At 54.4% G+C, this 22,425-nt stretch carries 18 protein-coding genes and 1 tRNA gene; 14 read left to right on the top strand and 5 right to left on the bottom strand.

Features of this window, described 5'->3' with window-relative positions; all coding sequences use genetic code 11:
- Nucleotides 1-71 precede the first annotated feature (71 nt).
- Nucleotides 72-1,418 (bottom strand): hypothetical protein, encoded by a 1,347-nt coding sequence (locus tag MWU63_RS02640; RefSeq protein WP_247076902.1) that lies wholly within the window; start codon nt 1,416-1,418, stop codon nt 72-74.
- 1,036 nt (nt 1,419-2,454) lie between these two features.
- On the opposite strand from MWU63_RS02640, the gene MWU63_RS20365 reads away from it, so the two are divergent.
- A complete protein-coding gene (locus MWU63_RS20365) occupies nt 2,455-3,156 on the top strand; it encodes a tetratricopeptide repeat protein (protein WP_281496532.1) in 702 nt (233 codons plus the stop codon).
- A gap of 5 nt (nt 3,157-3,161) precedes the next feature.
- On the opposite strand, the gene MWU63_RS02625 is transcribed toward MWU63_RS20365, so the two are convergent.
- From MWU63_RS02625 to MWU63_RS02615, 3 genes are all read right to left on the bottom strand, one after another.
- Nucleotides 3,162-3,431 carry a hypothetical protein gene (locus MWU63_RS02625; protein ID WP_247076900.1) on the bottom strand — a complete coding sequence of 90 codons (270 nt, stop codon included), beginning with the start codon at nt 3,429-3,431 and terminating at the stop codon, nt 3,162-3,164.
- Nucleotides 3,432-3,539: 108 nt separating this feature from the next.
- Nucleotides 3,540-4,349 carry a class I SAM-dependent methyltransferase gene (locus MWU63_RS02620; RefSeq protein WP_247076898.1) on the bottom strand — a complete coding sequence of 270 codons (810 nt, stop codon included), beginning with the start codon at nt 4,347-4,349 and terminating at the stop codon, nt 3,540-3,542.
- A 576-nt stretch (nt 4,350-4,925) separates the two neighbouring features.
- Nucleotides 4,926-6,050: an FAD-dependent oxidoreductase gene (locus MWU63_RS02615; RefSeq protein ID WP_247076896.1), complete on the bottom strand. Its 1,125-nt coding sequence runs from the start codon at nt 6,048-6,050 to the stop codon at nt 4,926-4,928.
- An 823-nt stretch (nt 6,051-6,873) separates the two neighbouring features.
- Between MWU63_RS02615 and MWU63_RS02610 the strand changes: the two genes are divergently transcribed.
- From MWU63_RS02610 to MWU63_RS02550, 13 genes are all read left to right on the top strand, one after another.
- Nucleotides 6,874-7,503, top strand: a complete 630-nt coding sequence (locus MWU63_RS02610) for a TetR/AcrR family transcriptional regulator (protein ID WP_247076894.1) — start codon at nt 6,874-6,876, stop codon at nt 7,501-7,503.
- Nucleotides 7,504-7,693: 190 nt separating this feature from the next.
- Nucleotides 7,694-9,139 carry a lysophospholipid acyltransferase family protein gene (locus MWU63_RS02605; protein ID WP_348646211.1) on the top strand — a complete coding sequence of 482 codons (1,446 nt, stop codon included), beginning with the start codon at nt 7,694-7,696 and terminating at the stop codon, nt 9,137-9,139.
- A 133-nt stretch (nt 9,140-9,272) separates the two neighbouring features.
- Nucleotides 9,273-9,512: a hypothetical protein gene (locus MWU63_RS02600; RefSeq protein ID WP_247076890.1), complete on the top strand. Its 240-nt coding sequence runs from the start codon at nt 9,273-9,275 to the stop codon at nt 9,510-9,512.
- Between the two features lie 101 nt (nt 9,513-9,613).
- The gene (locus MWU63_RS02595; protein WP_247076887.1) at nt 9,614-10,969 is read left to right on the top strand and encodes an MFS transporter; all 1,356 of its coding nucleotides are present in this window, start codon (nt 9,614-9,616) and stop codon (nt 10,967-10,969) included.
- A gap of 146 nt (nt 10,970-11,115) precedes the next feature.
- Nucleotides 11,116-11,679, top strand: a complete 564-nt coding sequence (locus tag MWU63_RS02590; RefSeq protein WP_247076885.1) for a fatty acid desaturase family protein — start codon at nt 11,116-11,118, stop codon at nt 11,677-11,679.
- 588 nt (nt 11,680-12,267) lie between these two features.
- Entirely contained in the window at nt 12,268-12,915 is a 648-nt protein-coding gene (locus tag MWU63_RS02585) for a CDP-alcohol phosphatidyltransferase family protein (protein WP_247076883.1), read from the top strand.
- A complete protein-coding gene (locus MWU63_RS02580) occupies nt 12,915-13,862 on the top strand; it encodes a fatty acid desaturase (RefSeq protein ID WP_247076881.1) in 948 nt (315 codons plus the stop codon). The genes MWU63_RS02585 and MWU63_RS02580 overlap by 1 nt, the downstream gene beginning before the upstream one ends.
- A complete protein-coding gene (locus MWU63_RS02575; protein ID WP_247076879.1) occupies nt 13,859-14,443 on the top strand; it encodes a CDP-archaeol synthase in 585 nt (194 codons plus the stop codon). The genes MWU63_RS02580 and MWU63_RS02575 overlap by 4 nt, the downstream gene beginning before the upstream one ends.
- Nucleotides 14,444-14,451: 8 nt before the next feature.
- Complete coding sequence (locus MWU63_RS02570) at nt 14,452-16,998, top strand: PEP/pyruvate-binding domain-containing protein (RefSeq protein WP_247076878.1); 2,547 nt, start codon at nt 14,452-14,454, stop codon at nt 16,996-16,998.
- Nucleotides 16,988-17,521, top strand: coding sequence for a hypothetical protein (locus MWU63_RS02565; RefSeq protein WP_247076876.1), 534 nt, complete (start codon nt 16,988-16,990; stop codon nt 17,519-17,521). Before MWU63_RS02570 ends, MWU63_RS02565 begins: the two co-directional genes overlap by 11 nt.
- A 30-nt stretch (nt 17,522-17,551) precedes the next feature.
- Nucleotides 17,552-18,508 (top strand): class I SAM-dependent methyltransferase, encoded by a 957-nt coding sequence (locus MWU63_RS02560; RefSeq protein ID WP_247076874.1) that lies wholly within the window; start codon nt 17,552-17,554, stop codon nt 18,506-18,508.
- The gene (locus MWU63_RS02555; protein WP_247076872.1) at nt 18,505-19,266 is read left to right on the top strand and encodes a lysophospholipid acyltransferase family protein; all 762 of its coding nucleotides are present in this window, start codon (nt 18,505-18,507) and stop codon (nt 19,264-19,266) included. Before MWU63_RS02560 ends, MWU63_RS02555 begins: the two co-directional genes overlap by 4 nt.
- Nucleotides 19,250-21,625, top strand: coding sequence for a thioester reductase domain-containing protein (locus MWU63_RS02550; RefSeq protein WP_247076870.1), 2,376 nt, complete (start codon nt 19,250-19,252; stop codon nt 21,623-21,625). The genes MWU63_RS02555 and MWU63_RS02550 overlap by 17 nt, the downstream gene beginning before the upstream one ends.
- A gap of 690 nt (nt 21,626-22,315) precedes the next feature.
- On the opposite strand, the gene MWU63_RS02545 is transcribed toward MWU63_RS02550, so the two are convergent.
- Nucleotides 22,316-22,392: transfer RNA gene (locus tag MWU63_RS02545), tRNA-Arg, on the bottom strand.
- Nucleotides 22,393-22,425: the final 33 nt, after the last annotated feature.

The following is a 22,425-nucleotide window of genomic DNA, read 5'->3' as shown; positions in this document are numbered from 1 at the left end:
GGTTTCCTTTGACTAGTGAGTTTTTGGCAGACGGACTCTAGAAAGGCATTCCCTTCGTGATTTGTCATACTCTACTTTAAAATGGTCGATTGCCAATTCAGTTCCGCAAGTTCTTGTGCCTCTGTGTCAAAAACGTGAAGTGGATCGTTTGTTTTTGATTCTCTGCTGCGTTTGGATGGAAAAATCCGAGAAAAGAGCGGCGTTTTTGTTTGAGAACTGATTTTGGGTTCTTTCACTCTACTTGCCTCAACCTTCAATTTTCTTGACCTAAGTTGCGCAGCTTCCAGCTCTGCGAGAAACTTCAAATAGTCATCCCTGATTGACTCCGGGCGAAACTTCCACCTCTTCAGTGCCTTTAAGATGCTGTAAGTTCCACCGCTTGCTGACTTCAGCGTGGATAGACGATCCAAAATCTCTTCCAGCCAATAGTGATATGTCGGAATCTTCTTCAATCTGGATTGTTGATCCGAATTTGCTTCAATATCAAAAAAGATTTCATTTGCAACTTTCTCATAGGGCGCAGTCAGGTCATTCCGTAATTCAAGAAGAAACTTCTCCAGTTCGGATTCTCGCGACTTAAACAAGGGGTCAGACGCTACAAGCAAGACACAGTTCGAATCTATCTTAGCTGCCTGCTTCATCGACTTCTTCCATTGTTTTTTACCTTGAGAGAACTCGACTTTCGCAAGTAAATAGCAGCCATCAACATCTTGCGATAGGAGGTGTCTGTCGGTCAAAAACTGCTCAGCTTCATTTTCCCGTCCCAAGCCAAGAAGCGCTAGTGCTGCGAGCTTAGATATCTGATAGCGTCGATGTCTTTCTTTCTTATCATACAGCCGTAAAGCGCTTCGAAACGCATCTTGCGCCTTATCTAAATCCAGTAGTTCTCTCGGCGTGTTTGGTTGGGTGCCAAGATATATTGTGCCTAAAAGAAAAAAGAAATCTGGGTTCAGCGGGTAGCCGGTGTGGTTGGTATGTCCGTAAATTGCTCGGTAACAAAATTCATACGCAGTTTTTGTATCAGATGTTTTTAGGGACATTGTTGAAATGCGAAACTGCTCCATCGCCCACGTTTGTTCAGGTGTCTCAGCAATTTCAATCAGTCTGTTCAACTTTGCTGATATTTCAGAGAGTTCAACGGAAATCTGCGATAGTCCATCCGAAATGTTTTCGCCAAGACGCTCGATGTTGAGGCTCAGCTCATCTATGCTGCCAGCTAAGTTCTCAAGACCTTCGGCCAAAGCGGTGTTGTCATTCCTTTGTCGTAATAGGCCGTCGCTTTGCAGTGTCGCAATCGGGGCGAGATGGTTGGCAATGGAGCCATCAATCGATGCGCCCAACTCATCAAAATGGCTTCGCTCCTCAAGGAAGCTCCAATACGTTGAGCGGTCGTTCATGTACCAAGCGAAGGGTAGCAACGAGTTCTCCTGTTGGTTTGTTTCTAGGGCGTCTTCACCGTGCAGCGGTTACAATACTTTCAAAACTTCATTTCAGTAGTCAGGTGAAGACTTACCTTCTTGGTTCCTGTCAATCAATTCCGCAGGCGAAAATCCCGCTATACCGCAGGGTATGTGGTTTCGCTTAGCAGCTGAGCAGGGGTTTTCAAACGCACAACACAACCTTGGTCGTAGCAGTACAACATTTGCGCAAATGCGGTGGCCTGTCTCGAGAGAGATATCAAAACTGATTTATGTCAATGAAACACCTAGCGCAAAATTGTATCAGCAGTTTGTTTTGCTAGCCGTGGAGAATTTCAAATTTAGCTTGCCGATTTGCAAACGACTAAAAGCCGAGCTTTCAGAGGATAGAAGTGTACCACCAGTATCACATCACTGAGTATCAGATTTTAACCGGGAAAGAGCCGGGTGAACTAAGCACCAAAATCGAAAATGCAATCCATAATGGGTGGCAACCATTTGGGTCGCTGGCGGTAATTAATTCGGCTGAAGAGCCTGGCATCACTGCTGCTACTTACGCGCAGGCAGTGATTAAGTTCATGGTACGTTAAGACTATCAGTATTCGGGGACATTGTGGTTCCGACAATCGTACCGTCCGGCATTCGAGTTTGACTTGATACTATTATTGTAGAAACGACCCTTTGAATCTGCTTCCAGCAATGCTGCCACAACCTGCTCTCCAATCTCGCAATAATGGTAGTAGATAGTATTGAGCTTGAGCAGCAAATATCTATTACGAGCATCGTAACAGGCACGAAAGACAAACGAGCTATCTGTAATGGCCTGACATGAGAAGCTTTCCAATGGAACTGAGCTATCTCGATACCTGACTTGCACATCTTCAGCGAAAGCGGGACTTGTGAACGCGAAACACAAAAGTGCGGTTAGAATTTTCATTTGCTATTCCTTGTATCAAATCCACTCCTTCATCCGACGCTCGTGTTGATAATTCAAATGAAATCTCGCAGACTTCTCCGCATATCCAGGGAGAGTCTTTTGCGAAGTTTACTGAAAGTTTTTGTTTCGGCTTTGGTTTTGTCACCTTCTTCGGTTAAGGCACAAGATATTCATGCTGGCTACGAAGCTTACCAAGCAGGCGACTATCAGACAGCTCTTGAGCAATGGCAACCACTTGCTGAACAAGGAAACGCACTCGCTCAGTACAACCTTGGTTTTCTTTACGCTAATGGCGAAGGCGTTCCCAAAGACGACGCCGAGGCGCTCAGGTTATTTCACATGGCGGCTGAGCAGGGATACGCAGCTGCACAGGAAACACTTGGTTACAAGTACGCCGAAGGCGAGGGGATTCCCGAGGACGACGCGGAGGCGGTGAGGTGGTTTCGCTTGGCAGCGGAGCAGGGATACGCAAGAGGACAATTCAACATTGGTATCATGTACGACAATGGTGAAGGTGTTCCCGAAGACGATTCCGAGGCGGTGAGGTGGTTTCGCTTGGCGGCGGTGCAGGGATATCCAGAAGCACAGAACAACCTCGGATTCATGTACGAGGCGGGAGAGGGTGTGCCGCAGAACTATTTGTCGGCGCATATGTGGTATAACATTTCCGGTGCGAATGGACATGAGTTAGGGCGAACAAATCGCGATAAGATAAAGGCACAAATGACGCCAACCGATATCTCCGAGGCCCAAAGACTGGCTAGGGTTTGCATGGAGTCAAACTATCAAGACTGCGATTGAGAGGTCTACTGCGACCATTCAACGAGGCTTAGGCCAAACCTTTCAATGAAACGAACAGCAATCTCCAAGTCATAGAAATAGAACGCGCTTGCATCTATTCCCGGTACTGAATCGGCATTCCATGCGAAGTTGTCTCGGCCTGCATTTTCAATCAGCCATTCCTGAATCTCAACATACTGCTGCCCGTATCCTTCTTCAGGCACTTTCACCCGAACGCGGATTGGAAATATTTGTTCGTCTTTGGCTTTCTTGGGCGAGCGGGAGCGTGTTCTCATAGCGAATGATAATCTCACACACCAGACATTTGCTATACAATTGTTCGACGTCAGTTTAGCGGGACAAAGCGACCACTGGCAATATTGAAAACTCCCGACTGGCCCAGTTTAAGATGGGCGTCGCGCAACAACCATCATGGGTATTAGTCGGCCCTCTTGATTTGACTGAATTGAGTTCTGAATTCTCATCGGCAGATCGTCACCCATTGCAGACGCTCCCCCGATCGTTCCCGGCGGCGGCGGGGCGCCAGGTTTTGATCTGGCCATCGATGCCTTGTCTTCAATTTCAATAAATCCTGCGAACGACAATATTTCGGTGATTTTCTGGGGGGTTTCCAGAAAGCTTACGTCCGGAGTATGCGCCCATGGCAACGGATAGATGGGTGGCGCGTTCGGGCCTTCAGCAAGATGGCTGAATGTGAATATCCCATTCGGTTTAAGAACACGAAATGCTTCGTTGAACATTGCGGATTTGTCCGCGACATTCATCGATACATTCTGACTTAAAACCACATCAAAGCTCTGATCCGCATAAGGAAGTTCCGTAACGCTCCCGACTTTCACAGTGATTTTGTCGCCAAGACCAACCTTTTCGATTAACTGGCGGGCAACCTCAACATATTCAGGCGTAAGGTCGATTGCTTCTACCGTACATCCGTAGCAGTCTGCCAAATATCGGCTAGGTCCGCCAATACCGCATCCGGCGTCAAGAACGTGGCAGCCTTTTGGAATTTCGGCAAGTTCAGCTTGAACTTCGGTCGTTGCTAGTCCTCCACCATGCAGATGATCAATCTCGCTGAGAGCAGCAATCGTCAGGTTGTCGGGATCGTGGCCTGCACCAGCAAGCGCGTCAAGAATACGCTTCATCAAGTTGTTGCGCGTATAGTGTTCGATGACCGATCTGTTCTCAGTATCCATAGAAACCTCCGGCTCGCGGTAGGCGCAACGCTATCGGTTCTGCAGCAGTTTGGCAATTTTGCTCGAGACTGGGCACATTTGCCGCGGCCTGCGAAAGGGCTCTAAAGGGTCATTCACCGCATGACACACCAGAGACCGCTTGGCGGACAAAGCGCCATTTCGCTGCAGGGCGGCACGAAATAACCATTTGAACGGCTGCTGTGCGGACACAGCCGCCTTTTGCCCCCGCAGCGAATGCAAGTGCAAAAACGACACGCGCGCGCAGCACCGGAATTTCGGCAGCGCGGCGATTTTCCCCAGACCAGCCATTCAATCGCGCACAAACGGGCGAAATCCAAACTACCCTTTCGCTGCTGTCTGTCTTAACAATCGAGACGCGGGACAAACCTGCCTTTTGCCCACGCAGCTATTGCCGACGCAGAAAATGCTTGTATCCGCAGCGTTGAATTTTCGGAGGCGCAGGGTGTCACCCCTTTGTGGGCATTCGAACGGATAAGAACCGGCGAAAGCCAGACCGCGCTTTCGCTGCAGTCAGGACCGAAAAACGGGTCGCGGACTTTTGGGTTATTGCAATTCCTACTTCCCAAACCACCGCATTTCGCGTTTCTTCGCAAAGGCTTCCTTGTGCTTGCGGCCTTCAAGCGATGGGGGGTTATAAATGACCTCCAGCTTCGGCCCGCTAAGGAAATCCGCATCCGCCCAACTGACCCGGCCATCGCCGAATTCGACCTGACACTCTCCGCTGCCCGTGTTGGGCTTGGGCGTGCCGCCTTTAATCTTTGATAGAATACTACTGGCCACTGCACTGGCCTGACTTTCGGCAAACGAACCAGCCTTTGGCAGCCCGGTCTTGGCGATGTCGCCAATCGCATAAACCTTTTCAAAGGCAGTCTGCATTGAGGCGAGGTCAATCGGCACCCAATCCCCTTCGGCCAATGCGCTGTCGAGTACGACTTTTGGCGCAACATGTTTTGGCACGCCCAAGAACAGGTCATACGGCAGCTCTTGACCGTCATCGAGCGTGGCGATGCCCGCCGCGACAGATCTAACCAATGTTTTCAGAAGAACATTCACACCGGCTTCTTCGCAGGCTTCCATCAGAGCATCTGACAGATCGGCTGAAACCGGCGTCAGGATCGAAAGAGGTGAGACCAAGGTAATCTCGCACTCTCCACGCAACCCGCGTTGACGCAGGTAGTTGTCCAGCATGAGCGCGCATTCTGTTGGCGCAGGCGGGCATTTGTAGGGAAAGCCACAAATTCCGACCACGGCGTGGCCCCGCTTGAAATCAGGTAAGGCCGCGCAGACACGTTCTGCCCCATCGACACTGTAAAAATGCGTACCAATCTCAGCCAGTCCAGGCGTGGCGAAAGGATCGACCTCTGCCCCGAGCGCGACCACCAAATATTCAGCAGTATAAATGCCATTCTCAGTCGTCACCTGACGTGCCTCGGGATCAATGGCCGTAATCGTCTCACGCAACAACCGAACTCCGAGCTTTTCAAAATCCTGGTAGGGATGGCGCACATCGTCCAAGGATTTCTTACCGAATGCGACCTCCAGCTTGGAGAAGCCAAAGACGAAGCTTTCTCCCTTGTCGATGACAGTCACGTCAGCCGCTTCGCCCAACGCATTGGACATTTGAGTGGCAAGCTCCATGCCGCCGAAACCGGCACCCAAGATTAAAACCCGTGATTTCATTACGTCCCTCCTCTGACCACCTTTGGCACTTCTCCAAGGCAATCGCCGGGACAAGGTGTTTCAACACACCATCGCTTGGCGAATACCGTTTCAAGACATCAAGAATACGGGATGTCGAAGAATGCTCGGAGAGGCTGCCAATCTCTGTAGGTGGATAATCCGTTGCGTTGACCTTCCGAATCGCACCGTAAATTACTTTGCGGATGCCTTCCGCGTGCTCTTCATGTGCTGTGCAAACTTCTAATCGAGATTCCATGGGGATACCATACAAGCTTTGGTTTCAAAATCGCTGCACGCCGCCTGATTGGCCGGGTTCTCCGCTGCATGGCCGCACCACGAATTTTGCAGATGCCGCATCTTTCGTGCAGCGAGTGCGCGCAGCACGGAAATCGAATTCACAGTATGGGCTCGAACCTGCCGTTCGCTGCACATGCCTCAAATGACTGCTATGCGGACAAAACAGTCATTAGCTGCGAACGATCTAATGACAGCTGCCGGCGCATTGCGTCTGCAGCGAAAAGCAGCACGGGCGGAAAGCAAAAGTTCGCTGCGCGTGCGGTAGACACTGTCCAAATGCTGGTAGCGGACACTGAAAGCTTCCCTCAACTGCTGTGGTGAAGGTGTCGCATGGCGACACCAAGCAGGCTGTGATGCTCGTTGAAAGCAATTTATTGAACGGTGATCAGGTTATTTCATGACTCTGCTCGGTGCACTTAATTTCTAAACGCCGTCCAAACTCATTCCGAGTCAATTCCGCAACTTGAATCGTGGCAAACATCTCTATAAACTGAATCGTGTTCAAAAAGGGAATTGCGGGGCTTGAATGGGACGAAGATCCGATCATACTCGGGACGAGCTGTCCGAACTCCTTGTCGACGCCAGCACTCGGATCATCACGGAGGAAGGCCTAGGAGGCCTGACCGCACGAAAGATTGCGTCACGGGTCGGTTACTCCTCCGGCTCTGTATACAATGTGTTCAGCGACCTTGATGACCTGATAGCGCATGTAAACACACGAACGATGCGGGTCTTGAGCTTGGAGTTGAATAAGATCGGGTCGACTGGCGAGGTGTTGACTGACGTTAAAGCGGTTCTACATGTCTACATGGACTTTCAACAGAAGCACCCCAGGCTATGGGCCGCAAATATCGAACACGCGATGCGTCAGGATTTCGATCAACCAGATTACTACACGGACGCACTCGACTCAGTCATCGACGGTGTTGCAAAGGTGATTTCGCCAGCACTTGTCGATAAGAGTGATCTGGAGATAAAATTCGCCGTTCGTGTTTTGTGGGCGTCTCTTCTGGGCATATCGGCAATTCCAGATTCTGCTAAATTCTTGATAAAAGGAAGCGCTAACAGGAAACTGTTGGCTGAGGACCTTGTCGAGCACTATGTCCTTGGGCTGATATCAAAATCAGGCACGGCGACTCCGAAGCGATCGAAATGAACCTTGGAATTCCCGCCGAGCGGAGAGAACCGAGATCCGGACAAAAGACCGGCGCAACTAAAGCGTTTAGCCCAGCATTTGGATCAGAAGATGTGGAGAAACGCGCAATCCCCATCAATGTCACGTGCGTTTGGCGTCCAATTCGTGATCTAAATTGAACGCCAAACGCTATAATTCGAACGCTACGACCGTGGAGCCGAGGGCGGGGATAGCCTTACCAAGACCCAGAACCGATGCCTTTCTTAGGAGCCTTGGGCGAATAACGCTGGGCTCATTTTTTCGCAAAATAGAAGTTGTCGGAATCGACCGTTTTCCAGTTACTGGCCCCGTAATTGTGGTGGCAAATCACTTCAATAGCCTCGTAGACGGCGCAATCATCACGACCTTTTTGCCAAGAATGCCCCGGTTCCTCGCGGCCAGCACAGTTTGGGATTTCAAACCTATAATACCTCTTCTGAACGCCGCTGGCGCTGTTCCGGTCTACCGAAGACAGGACGGGCGCCACGAAGAAGGCTCGCTCACCGATTCATTTTCAAAGGCGACCGAATTGCTGGCGGCAGGCGGTATTCTCGCGATATTCCCGGAAGGGATCAGCCATAACGAACCTCATGTGCTGCCTCTGAAAAGTGGTGCGGCCCGTATTGCGCTGGAGGCCGAGGCGAACCATGGCCCGCTTGGCGTTAAAATTGTTCCGGTGTGTTTGACCTTCGACGCAAAGAATAAATTCCGCTCGCGCGTTCTAGTGGAAATCGGTGATTTAATCGAAGTCAACGCTGATCACGTTGACCGATTTAGTTCGTCCAAAAGTGCGACACGAACCTCCTCTGCAAAGGATTTGACTGAACAGTTCCGCAGGGGTCTGGAGTCCATTACCCCAATGCACGAAACATGGGAGGAGGCTCATCTGATCGGACGCGCAGCCGAAATGTTGGCGCAGTCCAAACCGGAAGGTTCGAGCCAACGGGGTTTAGCTGACACGACTGCCAGTCGACGTGCCCTCAGAGAAGGTTACGTTTGGGCCCGGCAATTGCACCCCGAAAAGACTGCTGCGCTGCGAAATGATCTGATCGAATACGACCGAATGCTTCGTGCGACGGGGCTGCAGGACGATCAAGTGGCGGCGGGCCGCCTAACCGGGTCTAAGATGCAGTTCATAGTTCAGCCGCTTCTTTCACTGGTTGTCCGCGTGCCGCCTGCCTTCGTCGGTCTTGTGCTGAATTGGGTGCCCTATCGTGTTCTGCTCGCCATGAGCCGTCGGCGGGATTTGGATAAAAGATCAACTTGGTCGATCTTTGCCGGTCTCTTCATCTTCCCCGCATTCTGGGCAATTGCCGCGCTCGTTGCAGGCAGGTTGGCAGCCGGGTATTGGGGATCGACATTGGGCTGGGCCGCGGGGGTTACGCTGCTGGGTTTAGCCCCCGTTACAGGCAAGGTGACACTGACATTTATCGAAGTTCTTTCCGCAGTTTTCGCTGATGCGCGTGCATGGAGGTTCTTTCGGGCCACGACACGGCAGAACGATACTCTGATCAGGAAACGTGACATCATAGTTGAGAAACTGACTGCACTTGCCGAGGCGTTCCGTGCAGAACACACAGTCGCTGACCCAACAAACGAACCCCCAAACGAAACGTGATTTAAAGAACAGAGCCTGAGCGCCCCACCTTTGGGTTCCAAATTGGTATTTTGATCAGCGTTCAAAATAAATATTGACCGGCGTTCAGAATTGTGTATGAATACTGAACACAGTTCAATTAATGGAGAGCATCATGCAAATCGAAAAATATACCAACACCGGCCACCGCATCCAAAACAGCGGAATTCCCGCGCGTCGTCATCGGGACGTTGTCGCGCCTAAAGTGAAGACCGTGTTTCTTCTTTCGGCTCTTTGCGCTGGCCTTATGGGGTGCGCCGAGACTGACCATGGCACCGTGTCGTCTGATCGTATCCAATACGAACCAGACATGAGCGATCTGAACAGTCTGTCTATTCGCGTCCCAGGAATGTAAGATCGGCCTAGCGCATGCTGGCCCCTTTCTCTCGATCGTGGCTTGTTGGCTAAATCGCCGAGCCGACCATCACCAAGATATCCGCAAAAGGAGACATCACGATGTCCGCCAAAAGCGCGCGCCGCAAGATCTGGGGCTGGTTCTTCTTTGATTGGGCCAGCCAGCCTTACAATACGCTCCTGCTGACCTTCATTTTCGGGCCATATGTCAAAGAAATGCTTGGCAGTGGCACCGAGGCACAGGCCGCCTGGGGATTTGGCATCGGCGCTGCCGGTGTGGTGATGGCCCTGCTCGGGCCCATTCTGGGTGCCATCGCTGACACGTCAGGAACGCGTATTCGATGGATTTGGATATTCTCGGCAATGTACCTCGTTGGTAGTGCCGGATTGTGGTTTGCGGCGCCCGATAATTTCAATCTTTTGCTTACGATTTGCCTATTTGCGCTCGGGCTAATTGGCATGGAATTCGCCACCATCTTCACCAATGCCATGCTGCCGGATCTTGGCACCAAAGAAGAAATCGGGCGCATATCCGGAGACGGTTGGGCGTTCGGCTATCTGGGTGGGCTTGGGGCGCTGGTCATCTTTCTTGTTTTCTTTGCAGAAGGGGCGGAAACCGGTCGTACCATCCTGGGACTCGCACCAGCTTTTGGGTTGGACCCTGAAATGCGCGAAGGCACTCGGTTTGTGGGACCGTTCACAGCGCTCTGGTATTTGATCTTTATGATCCCTTTTGTTCTTTTTGTCCGGGAACCGCGCCCCGTTCGCGCCGCACCCGGTGCCGTCAAGGCCGCAATTATTGGTGTAGGTCGCACCATTCGTCAGCTTCCCAGTCAACCCAGCCTTTTTGCGTATTTGGCCTCGTCGATGTTCTACCGCGATGCGCTGAATGGAATTTGGGTTTTTGGAGGTATTTATGCAGCGGGTGTGCTGGGCTGGAGTGTGCAAGACACAGGCCTCTTTGGCATCACAACCATCGTTGTCAGCGCTCTCTTCGCATGGATCGGCGGTCGTGTAGACACCGCGTTCGGTTCCAAGCCAGTGATCACGATCTGTATTGTACTTCTGACGGCCGTCGCCATTGGGATCATTTTTGTAACGCCGACATCGGTCTTTGGCTTTGCTGTCCAAGAAGGTTCATCCGCGCCCACCATCGCATTCTACTGTCTTGGGGCCGTCATCGGTGCGGCAGCAGGCGCACTGCAATCCTCCAGTAGAACAATGCTGGTGCACCAGGCTGATCCGACTCGCATGACAGAGGGCTTTGGGCTTTACGCTCTGTCAGGCAAGGCAACTTCGTTCATCGCGCCGCTGTCGATTGGCATCGTAACCAGCGCGACAGGCAGCCAGCAGCTTGGCATCACGCCGCTGGTCGTGCTCTTTCTGATCGGTCTGGTGCTGATGTGGTGGGTCAAACCAGAGGGTCATCCCGCATACCGTCAGGTCGGCTTCGCCTGACCTCAATCTACCAGCAAGCCTAACACCGATTGGCGGTGGCCAAGTTCATGGCCATGCCAACGCCGTTACACCCAAACGACTGGTTTACTGATCAGTTGGTCGTGTCTTAGCGGAAACCCTATGAAACAAACCTGGAGGAACAATCTATGCTCGCAAGCGTTTTCTCAAACCTATTTTTGATAGTCGCACAAGTATTTGCGCTCTATTTATTAGCCGATTTCATTGGCGGCATTTTTCACTGGGCAGAAGACACTTTGGGTTCTGCGGAGGCGCCGATCTGGGGGCGCCTATTTGTCCAACCGAACGAAGTTCATCATGACACGCCCGGGCAAATGTTGAAGATACCCTGGTACATCAACAACATCACCATTGTGATCGCGGTTCTGTCAGTGTTCGCTGCTTGCTGGGTTTTAGATGCGCTAACCTGGAAAGTGTATGTCATGGGCTTTTTTGGTGCGTGGAACCAACAGGTTCACCGATTCTGTCATACGCCCACGGCGCGGCTGCCTCCAGCAGTGAAATGGTTACAAAGAATTGGGATCATTCAGAATGCGCGTCACCATTGGCGTCATCACACAGAACCGCATCTAACCAACTATTGCGTCCTGACCCCTTGGGTGAATCCAGCGTTGGACAAGATCAAGTTTTGGAGAGCTATGGAGCAGATATTTGTTCCGATTTTCGGAGCACCAAGACGCCCAGACCTGTAAAATGAGCTGAAAACCACGGCGGCTACCCAATTCGCGATAAGTAGATCAGTTGAGGCATCAAATCTCGGCAAAGGCGTCTGAAAACCTTGCTCGATGCGTGCCAAAGCCGCCATTCGTCGACCGCGCAGCATCTGTCGCATTGGGCTCAGAACAGTCGTTCGCGGCATCACGGTCTAACAACCGCTATGCGGGACTTTCCGGTCATTCGTTTTCCCGACTTCGCTGACGCAGCATCCGTTCGTACCTGCGGCACATGTTTCGCCACATCTCGGCTCACGTCACCGAAGCAGTCGTTCAGGCCCGTCAAAAGCGACCAAACGAAACCACCCATTGAATCCGCCACCCATCGGTGCAGTTTGAGACCATGGCCCAGTTCCGTCCGAAAGGTCTTACTGAGGGGCAGCGTACCAAGGCAAAAAAGGTAATGAATACATTACTTGTGCTGCGGCCTTGTTTATTGTCTATAGAAATGTGGCTTTGGGTCACGTTAGCTTGTAGTTGCTGAAACAAGTATATTGTTTTCGCTTTGGACAGGAGATCCACAATTGACTGACCGACGATCAAACTTCTTAAATTTCTTGCCTTGAGGTGGCCAAACTTCAGACCGTTCACGGGGTTTACAACCCTGCCTGCCTGATCACTATGTTCGGAGCGTTTGCGAGCTGTCTTTCGATCTGCTTCTCAGTATCGGAACTGATCAGCTTGTCACTCGTTGCGCTCATACTGGCTGGGCTCGCGGATCTTTTCGATGGCTACGTTGCTCGCAAACTTGATCTGAACGACTTTGAAAAGGCTTTTGGCGTTCAGCTTGATACGGTTGTTGATGTTGTGTCGTTTGTGGCGGCGCCGGCAGTGATTGGCTTTGCGATTTCCGGCGGCAGTCTTTGGGCGATTGTCTGCATCGTATTATTCATGCTGGCGGGTCTTGTGCGGCTGGCGCATTTCAACACAGATGTCGGGACGGGACATGGCGCGGTGGACAGTCATCTTGGCCTCCCAGTGACCTATGCGGCGCTTGTGCTCCCCGTGGTCTTGTTTCCGATGTTGTTCATGGGGCCAACGGCGTTCCAGTTTGTCCTTGGCGCAGTTTTCCTGAGCCTTGCGGTTTTGTTTATCACGCCTGTCACGGTGCCCAAGCCGCGCGGTGTCTTTTATGTTTTGTTCGCTGTTCTGGCAGTTCTGTTCGTAAGTTTATGGTCCTGGAATGCAATTTCGATGAAATGGAGTTTTGTCTGATGGCACCGCATGCGTCCCTGTATCGGCAGTTGAATCCGATTGATCGCATGGGCTGGGTCCATGTCGGTCTGAACTTTGCAATCTTCGTCGCAGGTGTGCTGCTGGCGGCCTCGGGCGGCGGTTTGCTGACCTATCTTGCCGGGCAGGTCTTGCTGGCGGTCGGGTTCGCGCAATCCTTCGTTATTCTGCACGAGGCGGGGCATCGGACGATGTTTTACAGCCGGCGTATGAACGACTTTGTCGGCGTCCTTTCCGGGTTTTGCGCATTGATCCCTTATGCGACGTGGCTGCCGGTTCACAATCGGCACCACCGGTTCACCGGATGGCAGGATCTGGATGCAACGACGGAATCCCTGACGCCGCGCCAATTGTCGGGGTTTGAAAAGGGAGCCATCAACGTCGCATGGCGGTTCTGGCTGCCGCTGTTTTCGATCATCTACCGGGTGCAGAACTATTGGCGGGTCGCGCGGATTGCGCCGTTCCTGCCTGACAAGGTAGATCAGCGGCGTCTGAAACTCATGATCCTTTCGCAACTGGCAGGCTACGGGATTCTGATCTGGTATGTCGGGTTCGGCCAGTTGCTGTTCCTTGTCGGGCCGGGGCTGTTTCTGTCGCTGATGGGGCAGGACCTGCTGATCCTCAGCCAACACACGGGCATGCCGACAAACCTGTCGCACGGGCACCACGTCGACCCGTTTCCGCCGTCGCATCAGGAAGAATTCACCCGATCGGTTCGCTTGCCGCAATGGTTGTCATGGATGTTGCTGCATTTCGATGCGCATGAGCTGCATCATCTGTATCCGGCCGTGCCCGGATATCGGCTGCGCCAAATCGAGTATGATCCGCCGAACGAAGTGAACATGATCCGCTGGGTGCGCGAGGTCAAAGCCTTGTCGGGAACGCAATTTTTGTTCGGGAAAGCTGATGGCGTGTCGCAGTCATCATGACGGGAACGGATTTCTGCCGGGCGGTGTTTCTGGTGCTTGCCATGGCGGGGCCCGGCGCGGCGCATGTCATTTGGCTGCGCAGCGATGCGGCGCGGCGCATGGGCTGGCCTGTCGATGGTGGTTTGACCCTGCGCGGCCGCCGCATCTTTGGCGCAAACAAAAGGCTGGCCGGGTTCGTGGTTTTGCCACCCGCGGCTGGCTTGTCGTTCTGGATACTGGCCGGATTGTGGGCAATGTTGCCGGGAGCATTGCCGGCGATGATTTGGCCGTTGTCGGGTCTGCAATACTGTCTTCTCGGCTTGGCCTGCGGGTTTGCGTTCCTGCTCGCGGAACTGCCGAACTCGTTTGTGAAACGTCAGTTTGACGTCGCACCCGGTGCCGCGCCCCGTGCGTCGGTCTTCCGCGTGTTTTCTACGGTTCTTGATCGGTTTGATTCCGTGATTGGTTGCCTGATTGTTGCAGGTCTTTTCGTGCCGGTATCGCTGGCCACGTGGGCGTGGGTGCTGGCGCTGGGCACAGGCCAGCACGCGCTGTTCAGTTTCGCGATGTTTCGGCTGGGTCTGAAAGAGCGTGCCCTGTGAGCGGCGGGATGATTTTGCCCCTGAGCGCCGCGCATGATCAGGCGATCTACGGCAACAAGGCGGCCAATCTGGCGCGGATCATGGGCGCTGGCCTGTCGTCCCGCGACGGGTTTGTTGTGCAAGCACAGGTGCTTCAGGACAATCTTGTGCGGTTGGGGATGCAAGACCGGTTTGCGGCCCTTGGACAAGCGGGGTCTGATCAAAAAGACATCAGTGAGTTCCTGCGCGCCGCGATCCGGAAGGGTGGGTTGTCGGATGCGTTGCGCGATGAGGTGGTCTGCGCACTTGAGCCGGGGTGCGTCTATGCGGTGCGCAGTTCTGCGGTGGGCGAAGATGGAACCTCCACATCTTTTGCCGGGCAGTTTGACAGCGTTCTGGGGTGCCGCACGGCAGTCGAGGTTTGCGATGCCATCTGTCAGGTCTGGTCGTCCCTGTTGAACCCGCGCGCGCTGGCCTATGCGGATCGCAAAGGCAATATGCTGGACAGGATGGCAGTGGTCATCCAAGAGCAGGTGGCCGCTGTAGCCTCGGGGGTTTTGTTTACGTTTGATCCGCGTGCGCCCCAGAACGGACACATGATCGTCGAATATTGCGACGGTTTAGGGGAGCAATTGGTGTCGGGGCAAATAACGCCCGCCGCCGGACAGATCGACCGCACCGACGGATCTTATAACCACGAGCGCGACGCCGACACGGATGCCACGTGGTCCCCAAGGCTGAAGGGGGCTGCTGGCGGGCTTCGCGATCTTGGTCTGGCGCTTGAGCGCGCGTTTGGCTGTGCGCAGGACATCGAATTCAGCATTGATGCCGACGGGCAGATCGTGGTTTTGCAATCGCGCCCGATCACCACCTCTGGCCCTGCCGCTGAAAGGGAAATGGTGTCATGGAGCAATGCCAACATCGCCGAAAACTTTCCTGACCCGGTTTGCCGCATGCTGCAAAGCTTTGTTGCGCGGGGCTATGGCGCTTACTTCCGCAGCCTGGCGCTGGCGTTTGGCGTGCCGCGGTCGCGTGTGGCGGGGCTGGGAGACAGGTTTGACGAAGTTGTCGCCTGCCATGGTGGACGGCTCTATTACAACCTGTCCAACATCCATTTGCTTCTCTACGCGGTGCCCGGCGGGCGACGTCTGGCGGAGTATTTCAACACGTTCACTGGGGCTGAGGGGTTGGAGCCGCCGCCCGATGCCCGCAGACCGATGTTGCGCGAGGCGCTGGAACTGGCGCGCATGCCGTTGCAGATACTGTGTCAATATTGTCTTTTGTCGCGCCGCCTGAGAGGCTTCGAGGATAGGGTCGACGCCTATGCCCGTGCCAGCACTCCAAACGGTCTGGCCGCCAAAACGCCTGAAGAACTTGCCCGATTGGTCGAAGGGTTTCTGGATATCCGGCTCAATCACTGGACCCCGGCTGCGCTGTCGGATGCAGCGGCGATGATTTCCTATGGGTTGCTTGGGTCCTTGTTGCGCGACACGTCGGAAACTGACGAAAACACGCTGTTGCAGGGCTTGCCCGGTCTGGCCAGCGCACGGCCTGTAGAGGCATTGTGGGCCTTGTCCGAAGATCTCAAAGGGTCCGAGGCCGCAGACCTGATCCGTCGAGACACACCCGAGGACGTACTGACGCAGTTGCAAAGTGGCGCGTTGCAGGACGCGGGGCGCAAGATCTGGGCTTACCTTGAAACATGGGGGTTTCGGTCATCCGGAGAACTATTGCTGATCCGCCCAACGCCGTGGGAAGACCCGATTAGCGTGCTACGTCTTTTGCGCGCCTATCTGCTGTCTGACGATGCAGGACCGATGGAAAAGAGCCTGCGTCAGGCCGGGATCAGACAGGAAAAGACGCGTGCAGCCATAGGCGCGATGGAGATCTGGCCCCGGCAAAGATTTCGCGCGGTTCTTTGGGCGACGCAAAAGTCCATTGGCTTGCGTGAACGGGCGCGGATGAAACAGGCGTTGCTCTATTCCCGGTTGCGTCAGGTAGCGTTGGCGGCGGGCCAGAGGCTGATAGATCAAGGGCGTCTGTCGCAGCCAGAGGACGTCTTTCATCTGGGTGTGGATGAACTGGCCAGTCTCCTGAGGGGTGGCACGCTTGTAGACGGGACAGTTGTTGCGCGCGCGCAGGAAATGGCCGACGATCAGTCGTGGTCGCCACCCGCGGTCTTCACCCTTGCAAAAGGGCAGATGTTTCGCCGTCAGGACGCGGTTATTGCCCCGGCACAGGACCGTGACGCCAGTAACCTGCGCGGGACGTCGGCCTGTGGAGGACAGGCCGATGGCACGGCTGCGGTTGTGTTGGATGTTTCGGAAATCGGAACCATCAAGAAGGACCAGATTCTTGTGACGCGACAGACCGATCCCGGATGGGCCACGGTGTTCTTTCTGGTCAAGGGGCTGGTCATTGAACGTGGCGGGTTACTGTCGCACGGCGCGATCATTGCCCGCGAATACGGCATCCCAGCGGTAATTGGCGTTCAGGGTGCCACCACGGCAATCAAGTCGGGCGACCGGGTCGAAATTCTGGCCGATACCGGCGAGGTGCGCATCCATGCTCAGTGACTTTGTGGGCTACGCGCGCGAACGCGTCTTGATCCCCAAGATCGGTGTGCTTTGGGGGCTGTTATCCGCTGCGATGTGGTTCGTTGCGGACGAGCAATTGCTGCATGTTGCCAGTGCGCTGGTGATCGCAGGACTGGGCTTGGTTGCGTTCCGGCTGATGGATGATCTGGCAGATCGGGCGCATGACAGCGCGATCCATCCCGAACGCCGCCTTGTGCAAACGCGCCATGTTAGTGGATTTCGGGTCATCGCTGCCTGTCTTGTTGCTGTGCTGTGTGTTCTGACTGCGTATTGGCTTGGCCCCGTGAGAGGCCTTGCGATGCTGGCGTTGGCGGTCGCCCTTTTGGCGCTTGGCATGGCCTATAGGATGGGCGTCAAACATCGCGCGTTCATCGCCGCAGCCGTCCTGCTGAAATACCCCGCCTTGATCTTGTTGATGGCCAAAGAGCCCGCGCAGGTATCGACCCTTGTTCTCGCAACCGTTCTTTACGCCATTCCCTTTGCCGAGGAGCAGCTGGCGTAGCGGCCCGGCTCCCATATTTCAGGAGACACCATGAATTCACACATCAGCCTGCCAGACGCTGCGACTCTGGAAACGCCGGACTGCCCGATTTGCGAAAGCAGGCGAAACGCAGCCTTTATCGAGGGTGAAGACGACCTTGGTGGAAATCCGGGACGTTTCACGTTCGTGACCTGCACCGATTGCGGGCTAGTTTATCAATCCCCACGGCTGACAATCGACGCTATCAAGCCCTACTACGACGAAGAATACATCGCCCACCGCAAGAAATCGAACTGGGGCGTCCTTACATCGTTCTATGAGTGGGCGATGGGCAAACTGGACCGCGAGAAAATGGCGATCGTGGGCAAGGTGGCCGATCTTGGGCCCGGCGCAAAGGTTCTGGATGTGGGCTGCGGTGCCGGTTCGTTTCTGGCCATGGTGCGGTCGCGCACCGGAGCCAACTGCACGGGCGTCGATTTCAAGGACATGTCCGGGCAGCCATGGCTGGAGGGGGTCGAATACCGGCACGGCACGCTGTGCGCGCAGGACTTCGGTGACGAAAAGTTCGACCTGATCACCATGTGGCACTTTCTGGAACACGATTATGAACCCCGCGCGACGCTCGAAGCCTGCCGGAACATGCTGGCACCGGGTGGGAAACTGGTCATCGAGGTGCCTCGGCTCGACAGCCTGTCGTTTAGGATATTCGGGGATCGCTGGCCCGGTCTTCAGGCGCCCCAGCACACCATGCTGCTGGACAAGGCACATCTGAACACCCTTTTGAACGTAGCGGGCCTTCGGTCGACGTTGCATCACAGCTATGGCGCGTTCCCGGCCTATTTCTATTTCTTCCTCGGGTCGGTTTTCAAAGTCCAGAAAGGCAAGGGGCTGAACTTCAACTCAGTGATCTATCCCTATTTTCTGGGACAGGTGCTGACATTGCCTGTCTTTCTGTTTGAAAAGCGACTGAACCTCGCGATGCAGACCGTCGTGTGCGAGCAGGCATGATGGGCAAGTTTGTCTTTTACATGCGTGTTGTGCTGACGCTGTTGGTACTGGCGGTCTTTGCCATCCTGATGCTGGGGTTCACAATCCTTACGGTGGGGATATTCCTGCGCAAGAACTTTGTCTGGTTTCTTGCGCCATGCGGGCGTGTAATCCTTTGGTTTTGGAGATTGCGGTTGGAGGTCATTCCCGCGTTGCCTGTGCCTGACCGGCAAACGGTGTTCGTGTTCAATCACACTTCGACAATCGATATCTTTGCGCTGTCCGCGCTTGGGCTGCCAAATACGCGTTTCTTTCTGTCCGGGTTTCTTCGGAAAAATCCGATGTTTGCCATTTTGGGCTACCTGACCGGGATTTTCTGGACCGTCAGACAGCACTACCCGGAAAAGCGCGCGCAAATCTTTCACAATGCCTGCGAGACGCTGAAACGCACGGGGCAGTCCGTGGCACTCAGCCCCGAAGGGGTGCGCGTGGTAAGCGGTGAAATCGGGGCGTTCAACAAGGGGGCATTCCACCTCGCCGCCGCGCTGCAGGCCCCCATGCGCCCGTTGTTCATCGACATCACCGGTGATGCAAACCCCGGTTTTGGCTGGAATGCCGGGCCGGGGGTTGTGCGCATCTGGGTTGGCGACGTGATCGACACTGCGCACTGGCGACCAGAAGACGCCGCACAAAACAAAGAAGAGGTACGCAACATGTATGTGCACTGGAAAAACCGAATTGAAGCCGGAGCTGAGGGTCCACATGCTAAGCAGTCTTGAGCAGATTCACGCGGACGCAGTCCTCGACGCAGACATCTACCCACCACCTGACATCGCCTCCGGGCCATCCAACACAGCCTTGATCACCGGTGCGACCGGGTTCCTCGGCAGGTATGTTGTCGCCCGTCTGTTGCAGCATACTGACCAGGATCTCATCCTGCTGGCCCGCAGCAAAGCAGATCAAACAGCGCAAGATCGGGTAAAGGCGATCCTTGCGGAAATCGACATTGATCTGGGGGATTACGGCGACCGCGTGCAGATCCTCGAGGGAGATGTGGGACAGGATGATTTCGGTCTTGATCCCGTGACCTATCAGGCGTGCGCAAACGCGGTGGCGGCAATTTATCATTGCTCGGCGGCGGTGGATTGGGTGCGCGATTACGGCAGGCTTCGGCGGGTCAATGTCGAAGGCGTCCGGCACATGATCCGGTTCGCGTGTACGGCACGTCGCAAGCGTATTGTCTTTTCATCCAGCATTGCGGTGTGTATGTTCAACACCCCGCATGGTGAGATGTCGGAATACACCCCCGTGCTTCCGCATATCGCCGACATGCCGCTGGGCTATGCCAGATCGAAAGCCGTGGCGGAAAGCCTGTTGCACCAATGCGCAGACCGCGGCGTTCCGGTCACCGTGGTCAGACCGCCGCTCATTTCGGGCCATTCGATCAGCGGCCACTCCAATCCCAGCGATATCTTTGCCGCTCTGCTTGAGGCCAGCATCGTTACCGGGCAAGGCCCCGACACGGATTGGATTTTTGACATCACGCCGGTCGACTACGTGGCGCAGGTTCTCACGGATGTACCGCAGGGCCGGCAAACCTGGCAGGTACTCAACCTCAAGCAAGGAAACGCGCACAGCTGGGAAAATCTGCTGACCTGGATCAACCTGCATGGCTATCGCGTCAGACGCGTTGCAACAGATGCCTGGATCCAAAGCCTGTTTGGGGACGCGGTGGCGCGCGGCCTGATGCTGTATTCGCAACGACAGTACTTTGCTGGGCGCCCGCCACGTGCGGGTGAGAGCGCATGGGTTCGACCGTTCGAGGCCTATCTGGCCGACAGCTATACCACTGTTGACGGCGATCAGACGGTGGGCCTGCTGGCAGGGCTGGGGATCGAAGCCCCGGACATCAATATCGACGTGTTGTATGGATACTTCCGGGATCTGCGCCGGGCCGGTGTGCTGCCTGAACGCGGCCCGGCGCATCGCGACGCGGCTGACGCGCTTGAGGTCAAAGCGTTTCTGGCCGCAAATAATGCGCGCCGCATCGGAAAACAGAGTGGTATCATGAACCAGCTTGCCGCGACGCAGAAGCAGCAAAGCGCGGGCGTGTGGGTTTTTGGCGGTACGTCGGGCGGCGCCCGGCAGGTGGTCAAGGTCGCGGCGCAACCGGGCGTTCTGCGCGATCAAAGCGCGGTTCTGGCTTCGACGGTGTCACCGAAACTGGGCGAATTGTTTCGCCGGTTCGGTGATCCGTTCGAGCTTGAGCAGTGTGGCCTGAGAGAGAGAGCTTTCTATGAAAATCCGCCTGTCGGCCTGCGCAAGTTCTTGCCTCAAGTTGGTGCCACGGATGGGCTGGGCGCGCTGGAGCAGTCTTGTCTGGTCATGGAATATCTTCCTGCCGCTGATTGCAACGAAAATAGAAGCTGGATTCGCTCAACAGATCCTGAGTTTACAGATGTGATCGAGGGCATGGCGTCCGTGCATGCTGCGGGGTTTGCTCAGAAAGACACGCTTGAAAAGCAGATCAAGCCAGTGACCACTCCCAATGCGCAACGAATGCTGCAGATGCTGCCGCTTTGGGAGGAGTTGGCCAAGGTCGCTGCCCCGACATTCGCGCGATTTGGTGGCACCAAAGCGGGCGTGCTCAATCAGTCCATACTTGGGTCACTGGCCGATTGGTGGCTGCAGTACGAATTATTGCCACGTACGCTTATCCACAATGACTTCAATCCGAGGAATTTTGTTTTGCGCCACACTGGAAACTCACCCCGGCTGTGCCTTTACGATTGGGAAATCGCGGCGATTGGCCCTCCGCAACGCGATCTCGCCGAATTGCTGTGCTTCACATGGTCCACGGGCGCAGGTGTGGACCATTTACAGGATACTTTGGAAAAATCGCGCCACCTGCTGCGAACCGAGACTGGGCACTGCATTTCCCGCGGGAATTGGTGTCACGGGTTCCGCATGGCTTTGCAGTATTTCTTCATAAGCCGGTTGCCTCTGTATACTCTGATCAAAAACCTGACGCCTCTGCCCTTTCTTCCGCGGCTCATTGCAAATTCTGAGGAGATCTTCGCGCTGGCACAGGTTCTTGACGGCCGAATTAGTGGTGCAGTTCAGGAAAATTATTTATAGATTATATGTTCTTAACAAGTATTCGCGATGTTTTTGTGCCTTTAGAGAGAGGGTTTGAACAGTTCCGCAATCGGTTCGATGCGGGCCTGAAAACTCAGCAAGATGTTCCAATGACGGGAAAAAGAAAACCGAAACTAGGGATCTTAACACCCTTTGAGTGACGGGTTTCGATCGGAAGCGTCGGTCTGGCGTCAATTGCCAATTGGCAGCTTCGTGCGCAGCGTGGTCCTTGAGTGCTCTCTGGTCGCAGCAGCATCTTGGAACGACCGCTTTTCATGCCGTGCCGCCGAATAGAAATCTAAGCTGTTGCAGCAAAAATTAGGCCGCGAGCGCACACAACATAATAATCCAATTCACATGTTGGGCTCGATCCGGACCTTCGCTGCGGTTGGGGCGAAAGGCCGCTTTGTTCAGTGGCACTTCATGGGGTGTTTGGTTTTGACGCCTTTTTTGAGTCGGTCTATGGGGAAGGAGAAAGTTCCCCTAAAATAGGGGAATTTAGGGGCTTGGTGGTGAAACTCTAAAGTAGGGCGAAGTAGACTCGCTGCCCTGCCCCAACACTTCCGGCACGATGCTGCAAAACAACACAAAGCTCCAGTCAACAAACCGCAAAGGGTGGGTAAAAGGGTGGGTAATAAATATATCAATAACATCAACACATTGTTATAGTTATATTTTAATAGATTGTTATGGTGCACCGAGAGGGATTCGAACCCCCGGCCCCCTGATTCGTAGTCAGGTACTCTATCCAGCTGAGCTATCGGTGCGCCCGGCGTGACTTAGCTCTGCTCGCCTCGCAA

The organism is Pseudohalocynthiibacter sp. F2068 (assembly GCF_023015645.1).
Classification (GTDB): domain Bacteria; phylum Pseudomonadota; class Alphaproteobacteria; order Rhodobacterales; family Rhodobacteraceae; genus Pseudohalocynthiibacter; species Pseudohalocynthiibacter aestuariivivens.
This window is presented reverse-complemented; position numbering and strand designations above follow the sequence as displayed.